Genomic DNA, 15,143 nt, shown 5'->3' with positions numbered 1-15,143 from the left:
GAGGCGAAAGCAAGGACATCATGGATCCCAAGAAGATCGAGAAGGGCGTCCGCCTCGTCCTCGAGGGCGTCGGCGAGGACCCCGGCCGCCCCGGCATCAAGGCGACGCCGCAGCGGGTGGCCCACATGCTGGCCGAGATCCTCGGCGGCACCGAAGAGGAGGCGACGCGGAACCTCCGCGTCATCGAGGACGAGAAGCACGACGAGATGGTCCTCATCAAGAGCATCCCCCTCTATTCGATGTGCGAGCATCATCTCCTCCCCTTCGCGGGAGTGGCCCACGTGGCCTATATTCCGAAGGCCGGGCGCATCGTCGGGCTGAGCAAGATCGCCCGGGTCGTGGAGGCCCTGTCCAGGCGGCTCCAGGTGCAGGAGCGGTTGACGAAGCAGATCGCCGACCTGCTCGACAAGCACCTCGAGCCCCTGGGCGTCATGGTCGTGATCGAGGCCGAGCACATGTGCATGTCGATGCGCGGGGCCAAGAAGCCCAAGTCGATCACGGTGACCTCGGCCGTCCGCGGCGTCTTCCGCAAGAACCCGGCGACGCGGGCCGAGGCCATGATGCTCATCCGAGGAGGACACGGCAGTGGCCAAGAACTCTAAAAAGACCTTCTATATCACGACGCCGATCTATTACGTCAACGACGTGCCCCACATCGGGCACGCCTACACGACCATCATCGCCGACACGCTGGCCCGCTTCCAGAAGCTGGCCGGCAAGGACGTCTTCTTCCTGACCGGGACGGACGAACACGGCCAGAAGATCGAGAAGGCGGCGGCCGAAAGGGGGATGACCCCCAAGGCCCTGGCCGATTCCGTGGTCGGCCGGGCCCAGGACCTGTGGCAGGCCCTCGATATCCGTTACGACTTCTTCGTCCGCACGACCATGGACTTCCACGAGAAGGGCGTCCAGAAGCTCTTCCAGATCCTGCTCGGCAGGGGCGACATATACAAGGGCACGTACCGGGGCTGGTACTGCGTCTCCGACGAGAACTTCCTCGCCGACGACGTGCCCGTCGAGGCCGACGGGTGCAAGACCTGCCCCGACTGCGGCAAGAAGGCCTCGGTCGTCTCCGAGGAGACCTACTTCTTCCGCCTGTCGGCCTACCAGGACAGGCTCCTTAAGCTCTACGAGGAGCACCCCGATTTCGTCCGGCCGCAGAGCCGGATGAACGAGGTCGCCAGCTTCGTCCGGGGCGGGCTCAAGGACCTGAGCATCACCCGGACGACGGTCAAGTGGGGCGTGCCGGTGCCTGGCGATCCCAAGCACACCATCTACGTCTGGTTCGACGCCCTCCATAATTACGTCACGGCCATCGGCTACGACTGGAACATGGACCGCTTCGAGAAGTTCTGGCCGGCCGACATCCACCTGGTCGGCAAGGACATCCTGAGGTTCCACGCGGTCTACTGGCCGGCCTTCCTGATGGCCTCCGGCCTGCCCCTGCCCCGCACGGTCTACGGCCACGGCTGGTGGCTCAAGGACGACACCAAGATGTCCAAGTCCCGGGGCAACGTCCTCGACCCGCACGTCCTGCTGAAGGCCTTCGGGCCGGACCCGCTGCGCTACTTCCTGCTGCGCGAGATCCCCATCGGCCAGGACGGCAACTTCTCCCACGAGGGCTTCCTGCACCGGGTCAACTCGGACCTGGCCAACGACTTCGGCAACCTGGTCCAGCGGACGCTGACGATGATCGGCAACTACTTCGGCGGGACGATCGACGCTCCCGGCGAGGAGACGGCCGAGGACGCCGCCGTCCGGACCGGGTTCGAGGAGCTCAAGGGCCGCGTCTTCGAACTCTATGACGCCTGCGCCCTCAACAAGGCCCTCGAGGAGATCTGGGCCTACATCGGCCGGGTCAACAAGTACCTGGCCGACAACGAGCCCTGGATCATGGCCAAGGACCCGGCCCGGCGGCCCAGGCTGGGGCGTGTCCTGCTCCAGGCCGCGGCGGCCATCCGCGGCGCGAGCTATCTCGCCTACCCCGTGATGCCCCGGTCGGTCGAGAAGGTCTGGGGCTTCCTCGGGGAGCCGGCCAAGCCGTCCGACGTGCCTTGGGAGAAGATCGAATTCCGCGGCTTCGGCCCCGGCCGCAAGGTCGGGACGCCGCAGGCGCTCTTCCCGAGGGTGGCGCTGAAGGACTTCCTGGCCGACGAGGCCGGGACCCAGGCCGCGGGACCGGCCGCCGCGCCGGCCGCGGGGCCCGAAACGACGACGAAGGGAGCGAAGGGAATGGACATCATCAGCTACGACGAATTCAAGAAGATGGACCTCCGGGTGGCCCGGATCCTCGAGGCCGAACGCATTCCCGGCGCGACCAAGATCCTCAAGCTCAAGATCGACATCGGCACGGAGCAGCGGCAGATGGTCGCCGGCATCGCCGAGACCTACGCGCCGGAGGAGCTCGTCGGCAAGAAGCTCATCGTCATCTGCAATCTCAAGCCGGCGGTCATCCGCGGCATCGAGTCCCAGGCCATGCTGCTCGCCGCCATCACCCCCGACAACAAGGCCGTCGTCCCCTTCTTCGACCGCGAGATCGAGGCCGGGGCCACCGTCAAGTAGCGGGGCATCGGGGGCGCGTCTCGAAAGGGGCGCGGCCGGCGATCAAGCCGGGCCGCCGATAAATGCTTTTATCCGTTCCGCGGGGATCGCCCCTTGGCGCAGGATGCGCGGCGTCCCGGCGGACAAGTCCACGATGGTCGAGGGCCGGCCGCCGGGCGCGGGGCCGCCGTCGATGATGATGTCGACCTGCCCTTCGAACAGGGCCCGGACCTCGGCCGCCCCGGCGATCTCGGGCTCCCCGGCCAGGTTGGCGCTGGTCGCCGTCAGCGGCTCGCTCATCTCCCGCACCAGGGCCCGCAGCCAGGCGAGCGGCGGGATGCGGACGGCGATCGTCCGGCCCGGCCCGAGCAGCCGGTCCGGCAGGCCGGCGGCGGCCGGGAGGACGAGGGTCAGCGGGCCCGGCCAGAATTCCGCGGCCAGGGCCGTGAACGCGGCGGGCATCGCGGCGGCGACCTCGCGGACCATTTCCATGTCGGAGACGATGAAGGACAGGGGCTTGGAGGCCCCGCGCTTCTTCAGGCGGAAGATCCTGTCCACGGCTTTCCCGGCGAAGGCGGCCGCGCCCAGGGCGTAGAAGGTCTCCGTCGGGTAGGCGGCCACGGCCCCGGCCAGCAGGCGGCCGGCTATCTCCCCGGCCGGGAACGCGGTCCCGGCGCCGGGGTCGAGCGGCACGATCAGGGTCTTCGTCACGGCCGGGATGGTATCCCGGCCCCGGCCCGAAAGTCAAACGCCCCCCCGGCCCGGCATGGAGGACACCTGACCTGTTTTGGGCACAGCCCCCGGGGGCGGCGGCCCGGATCTCCCCAGGTCCGGGCTGGCATAATTTTTGCTATAATTCATGGCGAACAGGAGGAACGAAATGAAAAAGCTGACCATCCTCGCCGCGGGACTCCTTCTTCTCGTCCCGACCCTCGCTTTTTCCGATTCGGTCCAGTTCCGGCTGGGGTTCTTCATGCCGCAGTTCTCGACCGACCCGACCGCCCACCCCGACAGCCTCTGGGCCATCGAGCTCAGCCAGATGAGCTTCAACAAGAGCGACTACCGGGGGGCCATGCTCGGCGCCGCCTACGACTACTTCCTCGGCAAGAACATCAGCCTCAGCCTGGCCCTGGACACGTTCAACAGGAGCCAGTACGGCTACTACAGGGACTGGGTCCTGAACTCCCTGGACGAGGGCGATTTCGCGTTCCCCTATGAATATTACATGGGCAACGATATCGCCCATTCCTTCCGGGTCACCTCGACCCCGCTGCAGCTGTCGGTCAAGCTCCTGCCCCTCGGCCGGCGGGCGAAGCTCGTCCCCTACTTCGGCGGCGGCGCCAGCCTCGTCTTCTGGAGCGTGCGCATGTTCGGCGACATGGTCAACTTCGCCGATCCCTGGGTCTACCCCGATCCCGAACTGGGCGACGTCGACATCTATCCCGTGGAGTCGGTGCTCGGCCGCGAGAGCGGCGCGTCCTTCGGCTGGCACGCCTTCGGCGGATTCCAGATCCCCATCGGCTACCGGACGACCATCGAGGCCGAGGTCCGCTATCACTCGGTCAAGGCCAAGCTCGACAATTGGTTCGCCGGCTTCGAGCCTCTCGACCTGGGCGGGCTGGCTCTGACAGCCGGATTGAGCTACTGGTTCTAGTTCCCGGCCTCAAGATCGACGTGCGGGCGCGTCCCCCCGGGGGCGCGCCCTTTTGTTTGGGGGATCAGACCTTCTTGTTGAGCCGGAGAGGCTGGGTCCTGTCGAAGCGGATGGCCAGCCGTCCCCAAACCGAGGCGATGACGACCCGCCCGGCGAAGCGGCAGGGGAACTCGTCCTGGGCGAAGCCGGCCCGGACGTCGTCGCCGGCTTCGAAGAAATCCAGCAGGAACGGCAGGGCGAAGCTCTTTTCGCCGGTCCCAGGCAGGCTCTTGTCGCCGGGGATGGACCCGGCCTGCACGGGGCGGCCGCTGAAGAAAAGCTCATAGTCGATGGTCTCGACGATGAGATCGTAGCGGTTCAGGTTCTTGAACCGCGGATGGAAGACCACGTCGGCCCCGCCGACCGTCAGGTCCAGGACGTCGAGGGGCAGCAGGTCGACCTCGGGGTCCTTGAAGATCGGGAACTCCCCGCTGTAGGCGAAGGATGCTCTCTGCTCCTTCAGCCGCTCGTTCCGGAAATACATGTCGCCGACGATGTCGCAGAGGGCCTGGCCCTCGATCGGCCCGGTGACCTTGAACAACAGCTCGTAGGTGATCTTGACCGGCAGGGCGATGAGCGTCCGGCCGCCGGCCGGCACGGCCAGCGGCGCGTCGAGGGCGATCTCCGTGTTGATGTATTCCTTCTGGTCGATGCGGACCCGGTAGCGGTAGCGGACAAGCTCACGCGGCGCCTCGGCCGGGTTGGCGACGAGGACGTGGAAGGCCAGGACCAGCCCGGACGAGCTGAGGTCCTTGATGACCTTCTCCCGGAGGGTCAGGCTGACCTCGTCCCGTCCCCCGGCGGGAGAAGCCGGCGCGGGCCGGGCCTCCGGCGGCGCCAGGGCGAAAGCCAGCGTCGACAGCATGACGGCAACGGCGAGCGGGGCGGCTGTCGGACGTTGGCGCGCGTTCATGTCTTCCTTCCAGGATACCCAAAAAGGCGCCGCCTGACAAGCCGGTCAAGAACGGGAACTCCCCCTTTTCCGCTCTTTTTCGTTTTGCAGTTCAGGGCCGCGAATCCTATAATGGAAATCCGCGCCCCGGCGCGATCTTCCGGGAGGAGGGACAGCGATGAATATGCGCAGACTGGCGGTGCTTATCCTGGTCATGGCCCTGGCCGCGGGACTGACGATATCCTGCGGCAAGAAGGCCGGGTCCCCTGCGTCCGCGGGCCCCGGGCCCAAGCACGACCAGGCGGTCTACATCAAAGAGGGCCCGGCGAGCGCCGAAGCCTCGTTCCTGGCCGCCGACCTGACCGGCTTCGCCCATCCGACCGACCTCAACGCCTTCACCAAGCTCTTCCACCTGCCGCCCGTCCCACAGGGCAACACGGGGACCTGCTGGGCCTTCGCGGCCACCTCGCTCCTCGAATCCGAGCTGCGGCGCAAGGGCCAGGCCGAGGTCAAGCTGTCCGAGATGCACACGGTCTACTGGGAATACGTCGAAAAGGCCCGCCGCTTCATCCGGGAGAAGGGCAAGTCTTTCCTCGGCCAGGGCTCCGAGCCCAATTCGGCGCTGGCCCGGATCAAGCAGTACGGCCTGGTCCGCGAGACCGATTATCCTGGCCTGCCCGGCGGCAAGACCGCCCACGATCACGGCCCCCTCTTCCGCGAGTTCCGCGACTTCCTCAACGGCCTGGCCGCCGGGGACCGATGGGACGAAGCGGCCGCCGTCGCCGGCGTTCGGGCCATCCTGGACAAGCACCTGGGGCGCCCGCCCGCCCGCATCGACGTCGACGGCCGGTCACTCACGCCGCTCGAATACCTGGCCGCGCTCGGCCTCAGGCCGGACGACTACGTCTCGTTCATCAGCTTCATGTATCTGCCCTTCTACGCCAAGGGAGAATACCGGGTCCCCGACAACTGGTGGCATTCCAGGGACTACCTGAACCTGCCCCTCTACGAGTTCTCGCTGGCCCTGCTCCGGTCCCTGCGGCGGGGCTACTCCGCCACCCTGGCCGTCGATTTCTCCGAGCCCGGCTACCTGGGCCGGGACAACCTGGCCATGGTGCCCAGCTTCGACATCCCGTCCCAGTACATCGACCAGTCCAGCCGCGAGTGCCGCTTCACGAGCGGCGCCTCGACCGACGACCACGCCGTCCACTGCGTCGGCTACATCGAAGAGGCCAGGGGCAACTGGTACCTGATCAAGGATTCCTGGGAGAACGCCTGGTGGGGGAACGTCAAGGGCTACTTCTTCTATCAGGCCGACTACATCCGCCTCAAGTGCCTGATGTTCATGGTCCACAAGGACGCGGTCAGGGAGATGCTGGAGAAGTTCCCGTCCGCCCAATGACCAAGCTGAAGTTCGACTTCCCCGACCGGGCTCTCTTCGTCCGGCTCTTCGGCGGCGACGTCTACGCCGTCGGCGGCTTCGTCCGCGACCTCATCCTCGGCCGGCCCTCGCCGGAGGTCGATCTCCTGGTCGCCAGGCGGCCGCTCGAGACGATCATCGCCCGCCTCGGGAAGCACGGCCGGGTCGACTTGGTCGGCCGGAGCTTCGGCATCATCAAGTTCACCCGCCAGGGCCGGACCTATGACGTCGCGCTGCCCCGAGTCGACCGGGCGGCGGCGTCCGGCGCCCGGGGCCACAAGGACATCGTCGTCGCCGCCGACCCCGGCCTGCCCGTCGAGAAGGATCTCGAGCGCCGCGATTTCCGGACGAACAGCATGGCCCTGCGCCTCAGGGACGGGAGCCTTATCGACCCCTTCGAGGGCCGCAAGGACACGCTGGCCCGGCGCATCCGCCTGACCAACCCGGCCGCATTCCCCGACGACCCGCTGCGCGTCGTCCGGGTGGCCCGTTTCGCCTCGGTCCTGGGCTTCAAGGTCGATCCCTCGATCTACCCGGCCGCCCGGGCCGTGAACCTGGCCGGGCTGAGCGTCGAGCGGGTCAACGACGAGATGTTCAAGCTGCTCCTCGGATCGCCGCGGCCGTCCGTCGGCCTCGAGGAGATGTTCCGTCTCGGCGTTCTCGAGCAGTGGTTCCCCGAGCTCCAGGCCCTGACCCTGGCCATCCAGGATTCGGTCTTCCACCCCGAGCGGGACGACTACGGCCACCACACGGTCTGGGCCCACATCAAGCTCACCGTCGACCAGGCCGCCGCCCTGGGGCGCCTGCGCGGGCTCCCGACGCCCAAGCGCCTGGCCCTTCTGCTGGCCGCCCTCTATCACGACCTGGGCAAGGCCACGACGACCCGCTGGGAATTCAAGCGCGGCCGCATGGCCCTGACTTCGGCCGGCCACGACATCCAGAGCGAGCGGGCGGCCCGCCGGGTCCTGCTCCGGTTCAAGGTCCAGACCTGGAACGGCTATCCCATCGGCCGCATGGTCCCCCTGCTCATCCGCGTCCATCACCGGGCCGGCGAGCTGTGGAACGGCCGCGAGGAGGTCACCAGGAAGGCCTTCAACCGGCTGGCCGCCGACGTCCAGGGCGAGATCGACCTCGTCGTTCTCCTCGACGCCGCCGACCGGGCCGGCCGGGGCGCCCGCCTCCTCCGGGGGCTCGACCGGCAGGCCCGCTGGCTGTTCAAGAAGTTCGACGAGCTCCGGGTCAACCGGGAGACGATCAGGCCCCTGGTCATGGGCCGGGACCTGATCGCCCTCGGGGTCCAGCCCGGGCCGGCGATGGGCCGCCTGCTCAAGAAGCTCTACCGGGCCCAGCTCGACAACGCGTTCGACACCAAGGCGGCCGGCCTGGCCAGGGCGCGCCGCCTCCTCGAAAGGAAGGCGCCATGACCGTACTCGTCGCCGGCGGGGCCGGCTATATCGGTTCGCACGCCGTCAGGGAGCTCGTCCGGAACGGCTTCGACGTCCTCGTCCTGGACAACCTCTCGAGCGGCCGGCCGGAGCTTGTCGGGGCGGCGCCCTTGATCAAGGCCGACCTCCTCGACCGCGAGGCCCTGCGTCGGGTCTTCCGCGACCATGAGATCGGGGCGGTGCTCCATTTCGCTTCGCTCATCCAGGTCGGTGAATCCTGGGTCAACCCCAGGAAATACTACACCCACAACCTGACTACCAGCCTGAATCTGTTCGACGCCATGCTCGAGGCCGGGACCAGGGCCCTCATCTTCTCGTCGACGGCCGCCGTCTACGGCGAGCCCGAGACCACACCCATCCCCGAGAGCCACCCGACGCGGCCGGCCAACCCCTACGGCCGGGCCAAGCTCATGGTCGAGGACATCCTCCGGGATTATGAGCGGGCCCACGGCCTGCGCTCGATCGCGCTTCGCTATTTCAACGCCGCCGGGGCGGCCCTCGACGGGACGGCGGGCGAATGCCATTCCCCCGAGACCCACCTCGTGCCTAACGTCCTGCTCAGCCTCCTGGGCAAGGCGCCCCGCCTGAAGGTTTTCGGCGGCGATTTCCCGACGCCCGACGGGACGGCCGTCCGGGACTATATCCACGTCACCGACCTGGCCGACGCCCATGTCCTGGCCCTGAAGTCGCTCCTGGCCGGCGGGCCCGGCGACGTCATCAACCTGGGCACCGAGGCGGGCCATTCCGTTCTCGAGGTCATCCGGACGGCCGAAAAGGTGACCGGCCGCCCGGTCCCCTATGATGTCGCGCCACGGCGCCAGGGGGACGTGGCCGTGCTCCTGGCCTCCAAGGCCAAGGCCGGGCGGGTCCTGGGCTGGACCCCGCGCCTGTCCTCCCTCGAGACGATCGTCGGATCGGCCTGGAACTGGCACCGCAAAGCAGCCTGAGCCGCTTCTACCCCCTTTCGGCGTTGACGGTCGGCCGGCCCCTGTGGTATAAGATGTGTCCGAAAATGAAGCAACAACGCAATTTACCCCTGGCCTGGGCCGCTTTTCCCCTGATCCTGCTCCTGCTGGCGGCCTGTTCTCCCGCCCCCAAGCCCGCCGCGACGGCCCCCAAGCCGGTTTCGAAGCCGGCCGCGGCCCCGCCGGCCGACGTCCAGGCCCCGGCGCCCCAGCCCGAGAAGCCCGCCGTCGAGGCCGAGCCGGCTCCCAAGCCGGCCCGGGACGAGGACAAGGAAGCCGTCCAGGCCGCGAAACCCGATATCGACGAGAAAGACCCGTCGGTCCTGCTCGAGGCGGCCTATGCCACGGTCGAGGAAGCCCAGGCGGCCATCGACCGGGAGGACATGGACGGCGCCCTGGTCAAGCTCGACGAGGCCTACGGCTACCTCCTGAGGATGTCCGTCCCGGCCGACTCGCCCCTCCTCCAGGAGAAGCATGACCTCCGTCTCCTGATCGCCCAGCGCATCCAGAAGCTCTCGGCGGCCCGGACGACCCTGGCCCATTCGGTCAATGGCTCCATCCCCCTGGTCGAGAACCAGTGGGTCCTCCGGGAGATCAAGTCCTTCCAGACGGTCGAGCGCAACGCCTTCCTCGACTCCTACAAGCGCTCCGGGCAGTACCGGGACATGATCCTCGAGGAGCTGCGCAAGGAGCGCCTGCCCGAGCAGCTGTCCTGGATCCCGCTCATCGAGAGCGCCTTCCGGCCGCGGGCCCTGTCCCGGGCCCGGGCCCTGGGCATGTGGCAGTTCATCCGCTCGACGGGCTTCCGCTACGGCCTCAAGCAGGACAAGTACATCGACGAGCGCATGGACCCGGTCAAGGCCACGCGGGCGGCCATCCAGTACATGGTCGAGCTCCACGACATGTTCGGCGACTGGATGTCGGCCATCGCCGCCTACAACTGCGGCGAGGCCCAGGTCCAGCGGGTCATGCGGGCCCAGAAGGTCGAGTACTTCGACAGCTTCTGGGACATCTTCGCCAACCTGCCCTTCGAGACGGCCCGGCACGTGCCCCGCTTCATCGCCACCCTGCTGATCGTCGGCGACCCGGCCAAGTACGGCTTCGACCTGCCGACGCCCGACCCGCCCCTCCCCTTCGAAACCGTCAAGGTGGACGCCGCCGTCAAGCTGGCGACGCTGTCCCAGAACCTGGCGCTCGATCCCGCGCTACTGGTCTCCCTCAACTCGGAGCTGCGCCACGACTCGACCCCGAATTACTCCTACGGCCTCCGCGTCCCGGCGGGCTACGGCGAGAAATGCCTGGCCTGCATCGCCACGCTCCCCCAGTACATCCCCCCCGATGTCGTCACCGACCGGCACACGGTACGCCCGGGCGACACGCTGGGAGCGATCGCCCGGCGCTACCGGACCTCGGTTAACGCCATCATGAGCCTGAACGGCCTGAGGTCGAACCTCATCCGGGTCGGCCAGGTCCTCCGGGTGCCCTCCCGGGGCGGCGTGGAAACCCCGGCCGCTGCGGGCGCGGCGACGGCGGCGGCCGAGGGCGAAAAGGTCAACTACACGGTGCGCGGCGGCGATACCCTGTTCCAGATCGCCCAGTCCTTCAAGACGACGGTGGACAAGATCAAGGCCGAGAACGGCCTGGCCTCGGATATCCTCTACGTGGGCCAGAAGCTCGTCGTCACCGCCGGCAAGACGACCTGATCCCGCCCGGCGCGCGCCGTTACCAGACGCTGCCTTCGACCCCCAGCCCGGGCTTGTCGTTGAGGACCAGCTGGTCCTTGACCGTCCTGACGCCCTTGAACGGATCCGTCGCCGAGAGCAGGTTGCCGTCGAGGTCGGCGTGGTCGAAGAGCGGCGTTATGGCCGCGGCGGCCGAGATGGCCAGCGACGTCTCGACCATGCAGCCGATCATCAGCTTCAGGCCCAGGGCCCGGGCCATGGCCGCCATGCGCACGGCTTCCTGGATCCCGCCGCACTTCATCAGCTTGATGTTGAGGCCGTCGAAGTACGGGGCGATGCGCGGGATGTCCGAGGCCTTCATCAGGCTCTCGTCCGCGTAGAGGGGGAGCTTGGAGCGCTCCTTGAGCCAGGCGTAGTCCCCGAGCATGCCGGCGGGCATCGGCTGCTCGACGTATTCGATCCCCAGGCCGGCCATCCAGTTGATGTTCTCGAGGGCCTCTTCCTTGGTTTTCCAGCCTTCGTTGGCGTCGACACGGAGGGGCTTCGAGGTCACGGCCCGGATGCCCTCGATGATCTTGCGGTCGTCCTTCGTGCCGACCTTGATCTTGTAGACGCCGAAGTCCGGGTAGGCGCGGATCTTCTCCTGCATGACCGGGACCTCGTCGATGCCGATGGAATAGGTCGTCTTCAGGGCGCCGCCCTTGTCGAGGCCGAGGAGCTTCCAGACCGGCACGCCCAGCTTCTTCCCGACCCAGTCGAGCAGGGCCATGTCCAGGGCCGCCTTGGCCGCGTGCTCGGCCGGGGCCAGGGCCTCGAGATCGTTCCAGCGGACGGCGTATTCCCAGAGGTCGCGCTCGAGGACGGGGCGGGCTTTTTCGAAGAAGGCCGCGGCGCCTTCGGCCGTCTCGTTATAGCGGGCGATGGGGGCGGCTTCACCCAGCCCGGCCAGGCCGTCCCGCTCGATCCTGACGAAGGCGTTCCGGCGGGTCGTCCAGGTCCCCCGCGACAGGCCCCAGGCGTACTGGAGCTTGAGGTCCATGATCTTGATCGAAAGCTTCGTCCTGCCGCCGCCGCCGGTCAGGGCCTGGGCCAGGGCCGGCCGGATGGAAACGAGCGACCCGGCCGCGGCGGCGCCGGCGAGTCCCAGGAATTCCTTGCGCTTCATGTCGTCACCTCCGCCCCGCATTATAACGGAAAAAAGAGGACATTTGGAAATGCGGTCGTGTCCCCCGATACCCGCTTGTCTCCCGCCCTCAACACGGCTATGATATTCATTCGGACGTTCGCCCGGAGGTGCCTCATGGCCAAGACGCTGATCGCCGCGATCCTGATCGCCCTGTCCCCCGTGCTGGCTTGCGCCGGCCAAACCCAGCCGCAGACCGCGAAGCCGGCCGATCTCCGCCCGGAGCTCGCGGCCGGGCCGACGGCGGCCGTGGTGATCCGCTCGGTCGAGAACATGTTCAGCGGCCCCACGGATACGGTCGACGTCGTCAGCCAGGCCCTGCTCGGCGACAACGTCAAGATCGTCAAGAGAGAGAAGAACGCCGCCGGGGAAGACTGGGTCCGGATCGAGACGCCGGATGCCTACCCGGGCTGGGTCCCGGCTTCCTCCCTGCGCTTCCTGAAGCCGGGCGAGAAGCCCTACGCTTCGTCGGGCCGGGTCTTCGTCGTGCTGGGGCTGCTGGCCAACACCTACCGGGAAGCGGACGTCACGGCCCACAAGCCGGTGCGAACGGCGCCCCTGAGCTCGGTCCTCGAGGTCGCCGGCGAGAAGAACGACCGCTGGCTCGAGGTCCTGCTGCCGGACGGCGTCCGGGCCTGGATCCAGAAGGGAGACGGGGAGATCCATGAGGCCCCCTGGACCTGGCCCCGCCGGCCCGCGGCCGACATGGTCGCCCTGGCCAAGCGCCTCCTCGGCGTGCCCTACACCTGGGGCGGGACCTCCCCGCTCGGGCTCGACTGCTCGGGCCTGGCCCAGCTCGTCTACAAGATGAACGGCGTGCCGATCCTCCGCGACGCCGACATCCAGATGACCGAGAGCGGCCTGCGGGAGGTGCCCAAGGGCCAGGAGCAGGCCGGCGACCTGATCTTCTTCGGCCAGGCCCTGAACAAGATCGGCCACGTGGGCATGATGATCGACCGCGAGTACTTCATCAACGCGACGGTCCACGAGACGCCCTGCGTCCGCATTGACCGCCTGGCCGACGCCTACTGGACAAAGATCTACCAGGCCGCGCGGCGTCCGGCCGAAGCGCCCGCCAAGTGAGCTGAGGGCGGGAGCCCGCTTGAGCGGCCCCGAGCCATGCTTCCGGGAAATGTCCGAACAGAGCTCTTGTCAGAGCCGGAGAGAGCTGCTTCCCGAGCCAATAAAAAAGGGGCCCGGCGAACGCCGGGCCCCCTATGATCCTCGCCTAAGCTACTTGGCCGCCGGCTTCTTGGCCTCCTTCTTCTTCTTCTTGGTCTTGGCCTTGAACTCCGCGTCCACCAGCTCGATCAGGGCCATGGCCGCGCCGTCGCCGGCCCGGCGGTCGAGCTTGACGATCCGGGTGTAGCCGCCCGGACGCTCCTTGAAGCGCGGGCCGATCTCGTCGAAGAGCTTCTTGACCGCGGTCTCCTTGGTCATGTACGCCAGGGCCTGGCGCCGGGCGTGCAGGGTGCCCCGCTTGCCCAGGGTGACCATCTTCTCGGCGATGGGCCGGACCTCCCGGGCCTTGGCCAGGGTCGTCCGGACCCGCTCCCGCTCGAGGAAGGACGTCACGAGGTTGCGCAGCAGCGCCCGGCGATGGGCGGTATTGCGCCCGAGCATTCCTTTTTTGACCTGGTGCCTCATGCCTCAGTCTCCTTCTCGGGCGCGCCGGCCTTGATCTCCGCCTGGATCCGCTCGATGAGACGAGGGTGGAGCTCGATGTTCAGCCCGAGGTTCAGATTGGCCAGCGTCTCCTTGATCTCGGCAAGGGACTTGCGGCCGAAGTTCTTGGTCTTGAGGAGCTCGTCCTCGGTCTTCTGCACGAGCTCGTAGATCCGCTCGATGCCGGCCGAGCGGAGGCAGTTGTTGGAGCGGACCGAGAGCTCCAGGTGATCGATGGTCTTGGCCAGGACGTCGGCCTGGCCCAGGTACGGGATCTCCTTCTTCGAGGCGGCCGGCTCGCGCTCGAGCGGCTCGTCGACGACGTTGAGGAAGATGCCGAGGTGGTCGCGCATGAGCTTGGCCGCCTGGGACAGGGCGTCCATGGGCCGGATGGCCCCGGTCGTCCAGATCTCCAGGGTCAGGCTCTCGTAGTCGATGCGCTTGCCGACGCGGGCCGGCTCGACCTTGTAGTTGACCTTGAGGACGGGCGAGTGCGAGGAGTCGAGCGGGATGTAGTCGAGGCTCTGTTCCTCGTCGAAGTTCTGGTCGGCCGGGATGTAGCCGCGGCCGTTCTTGACCACCATCTCCGCGTCGAGCGTCCCGTCGACATCGACGGAGGCGACGGCGATCGCCTGGTCCAGGATCTCGATGTCGGCGTCGTGCTGGATGTCGGCCGCGGTGACCGTGGCCGGGCCGGCCTTCTTGATGCTCATCCGCCGCGGCTCGTCGCCCCGGAGCTTCAGGGGAATGGACTTGAGATTGAGGATGATGTCGGTGACGTCCTCGACGACCCCGGGGATGGTCGAGAACTCGTGCAGGACGCCGTGGATCCGCACCGAGGTTACGGCCGCCCCGGTGATCGAGGACAGCAGGATGCGCCGCAGGGCGTTGCCCACGGTGACGCCGTAGCCGCGCTCGAAGGGCTGGGCCATGAACTTCCCGTACTGGGGAGTCAGGGTCTCGTAATCGCACTCGAGGAACTTGGGTCTCTGGAAATTCGTCTCTGTCATGGGACGTTCTCCTTACTTGGAGTACAACTCGACGACCAGGTGCTCCTCGACAGGCAGGGTGACGTCGGCGCGCGTCGGCAGCGCCAGGACCCGGCCCTTCAGGTTCTCCCAATCGACCTGCAGCCAGCCCGGCAGGGTCTTGGACCGGTTCGAGGCCACGACGGCCTGGACGTCCTCGCTCTTGGCCGAACGGGGCCGGAAAGCGATAACGTCGCCCGGCTTGACCAGGGCGGAGGGGATATCGGCCTTGTGGTCGTTAAGACGGAAGTGGCCGTGCCCGATGAGCTGGCGGGCGTGGCCGCGCGACAGGGAAAAGCCGCACAGGTAGACGACGTTGTCGAGGCGCCGCTCGAGCATGGACAGGAGGTTCTCGCCGGTGACGCCCTTCTGCCGCTCGGCCCGCTCGAAGAAGAAGCGGAACTGCTCCTCGGACATGCCGTAGTACCTTTTCAGCTTCTGCTTCTCCCGGAGCTGGATGGCGTAGCCCAGCACGCGCTTGCGCGAGCGCCCGTGCTGGCCCGGCGCGTAGGCGCGCCGTTCCAGCGGGCACTTGTCGGTCAGGCACTTGGCGCCCTTGAAATAGAGCTTGTTCTTCTCGACCCGGCAGAGCCGGCAATCGGCTCCTTGATACTTCGCCATGATATCTC

14 protein-coding genes are annotated in these 15,143 nt (G+C 67.6%); 8 read left to right on the top strand and 6 right to left on the bottom strand.

Going from position 1 to position 15,143, the window contains the following annotated elements; translation table 11 throughout:
• The first annotated feature begins 20 nt into the window (after positions 1 to 20).
• Entirely contained in the window at positions 21 to 602 is a 582-nt protein-coding gene (gene folE, locus ABFD52_03940) for a GTP cyclohydrolase I FolE (GenBank protein MEN6559908.1), read from the top strand.
• A complete protein-coding gene (gene metG / locus ABFD52_03935) occupies positions 586 to 2,562 on the top strand; it encodes a methionine--tRNA ligase (protein MEN6559907.1) in 1,977 nt (658 codons plus the stop codon). The genes folE and metG overlap by 17 nt, the downstream gene beginning before the upstream one ends.
• A 42-nt stretch (positions 2,563 to 2,604) precedes the next feature.
• On the opposite strand, the gene ABFD52_03930 is transcribed toward metG, so the two are convergent.
• Positions 2,605 to 3,252 (bottom strand): L-threonylcarbamoyladenylate synthase, encoded by a 648-nt coding sequence (locus tag ABFD52_03930; GenBank protein ID MEN6559906.1) that lies wholly within the window; start codon positions 3,250 to 3,252, stop codon positions 2,605 to 2,607.
• Between the two features lie 169 nt (positions 3,253 to 3,421).
• On the opposite strand from ABFD52_03930, the gene ABFD52_03925 reads away from it, so the two are divergent.
• Positions 3,422 to 4,195 carry a hypothetical protein gene (locus ABFD52_03925; GenBank protein MEN6559905.1) on the top strand — a complete coding sequence of 258 codons (774 nt, stop codon included), beginning with the start codon at positions 3,422 to 3,424 and terminating at the stop codon, positions 4,193 to 4,195.
• A 64-nt stretch (positions 4,196 to 4,259) separates the two neighbouring features.
• Here the strand turns inward: ABFD52_03925 and ABFD52_03920 are convergent, their stop codons facing one another.
• Complete coding sequence (locus ABFD52_03920; protein MEN6559904.1) at positions 4,260 to 5,147, bottom strand: LEA type 2 family protein; 888 nt, start codon at positions 5,145 to 5,147, stop codon at positions 4,260 to 4,262.
• A gap of 157 nt (positions 5,148 to 5,304) precedes the next feature.
• Between ABFD52_03920 and ABFD52_03915 the strand changes: the two genes are divergently transcribed.
• The 4 genes from ABFD52_03915 to ABFD52_03900 all read left to right on the top strand — a co-directional run bounded on the left by ABFD52_03915 (position 5,305) and on the right by ABFD52_03900 (position 10,659).
• Positions 5,305 to 6,528 (top strand): C1 family peptidase, encoded by a 1,224-nt coding sequence (locus ABFD52_03915; protein ID MEN6559903.1) that lies wholly within the window; start codon positions 5,305 to 5,307, stop codon positions 6,526 to 6,528.
• Positions 6,525 to 7,970, top strand: a complete 1,446-nt coding sequence (locus ABFD52_03910; GenBank protein ID MEN6559902.1) for an HD domain-containing protein — start codon at positions 6,525 to 6,527, stop codon at positions 7,968 to 7,970. Before ABFD52_03915 ends, ABFD52_03910 begins: the two co-directional genes overlap by 4 nt.
• On the top strand, positions 7,967 to 8,938 hold the full coding sequence (gene galE / locus ABFD52_03905; GenBank protein MEN6559901.1) for a UDP-glucose 4-epimerase GalE: 972 nt from the start codon (positions 7,967 to 7,969) through the stop codon (positions 8,936 to 8,938). Before ABFD52_03910 ends, galE begins: the two co-directional genes overlap by 4 nt.
• Positions 8,939 to 9,003: 65 nt before the next feature.
• On the top strand, positions 9,004 to 10,659 hold the full coding sequence (locus ABFD52_03900) for a LysM peptidoglycan-binding domain-containing protein (GenBank protein MEN6559900.1): 1,656 nt from the start codon (positions 9,004 to 9,006) through the stop codon (positions 10,657 to 10,659).
• Positions 10,660 to 10,678: 19 nt separating this feature from the next.
• Here the strand turns inward: ABFD52_03900 and ABFD52_03895 are convergent, their stop codons facing one another.
• The gene (locus ABFD52_03895) at positions 10,679 to 11,803 is read right to left on the bottom strand and encodes a dipeptide epimerase (GenBank protein ID MEN6559899.1); all 1,125 of its coding nucleotides are present in this window, start codon (positions 11,801 to 11,803) and stop codon (positions 10,679 to 10,681) included.
• 135 nt (positions 11,804 to 11,938) lie between these two features.
• Here ABFD52_03895 and ABFD52_03890 point away from each other — a divergent pair, with 135 nt between their 5' ends.
• Positions 11,939 to 12,904, top strand: coding sequence for an NlpC/P60 family protein (locus tag ABFD52_03890; protein MEN6559898.1), 966 nt, complete (start codon positions 11,939 to 11,941; stop codon positions 12,902 to 12,904).
• A gap of 150 nt (positions 12,905 to 13,054) precedes the next feature.
• Here ABFD52_03890 and rplQ read toward each other — a convergent pair whose 3' ends face one another.
• From rplQ to rpsD, 3 genes are read right to left on the bottom strand one after another with little or no spacing between them, the layout of a single operon-like run.
• Positions 13,055 to 13,468, bottom strand: coding sequence for a 50S ribosomal protein L17 (gene rplQ / locus ABFD52_03885; GenBank protein MEN6559897.1), 414 nt, complete (start codon positions 13,466 to 13,468; stop codon positions 13,055 to 13,057).
• Positions 13,465 to 14,496 carry a DNA-directed RNA polymerase subunit alpha gene (locus tag ABFD52_03880; GenBank protein MEN6559896.1) on the bottom strand — a complete coding sequence of 344 codons (1,032 nt, stop codon included), beginning with the start codon at positions 14,494 to 14,496 and terminating at the stop codon, positions 13,465 to 13,467. The genes rplQ and ABFD52_03880 overlap by 4 nt, the downstream gene beginning before the upstream one ends.
• A 12-nt stretch (positions 14,497 to 14,508) precedes the next feature.
• The gene (rpsD, locus tag ABFD52_03875) at positions 14,509 to 15,135 is read right to left on the bottom strand and encodes a 30S ribosomal protein S4 (GenBank protein MEN6559895.1); all 627 of its coding nucleotides are present in this window, start codon (positions 15,133 to 15,135) and stop codon (positions 14,509 to 14,511) included.
• Positions 15,136 to 15,143 lie beyond the last annotated feature (8 nt).

This window comes from Acidobacteriota bacterium, from assembly GCA_039683095.1.
Classification (GTDB): domain Bacteria; phylum Acidobacteriota; class Aminicenantia; order Aminicenantales; family Saccharicenantaceae; genus RBG-16-66-30.
This window is presented reverse-complemented; position numbering and strand designations above follow the sequence as displayed.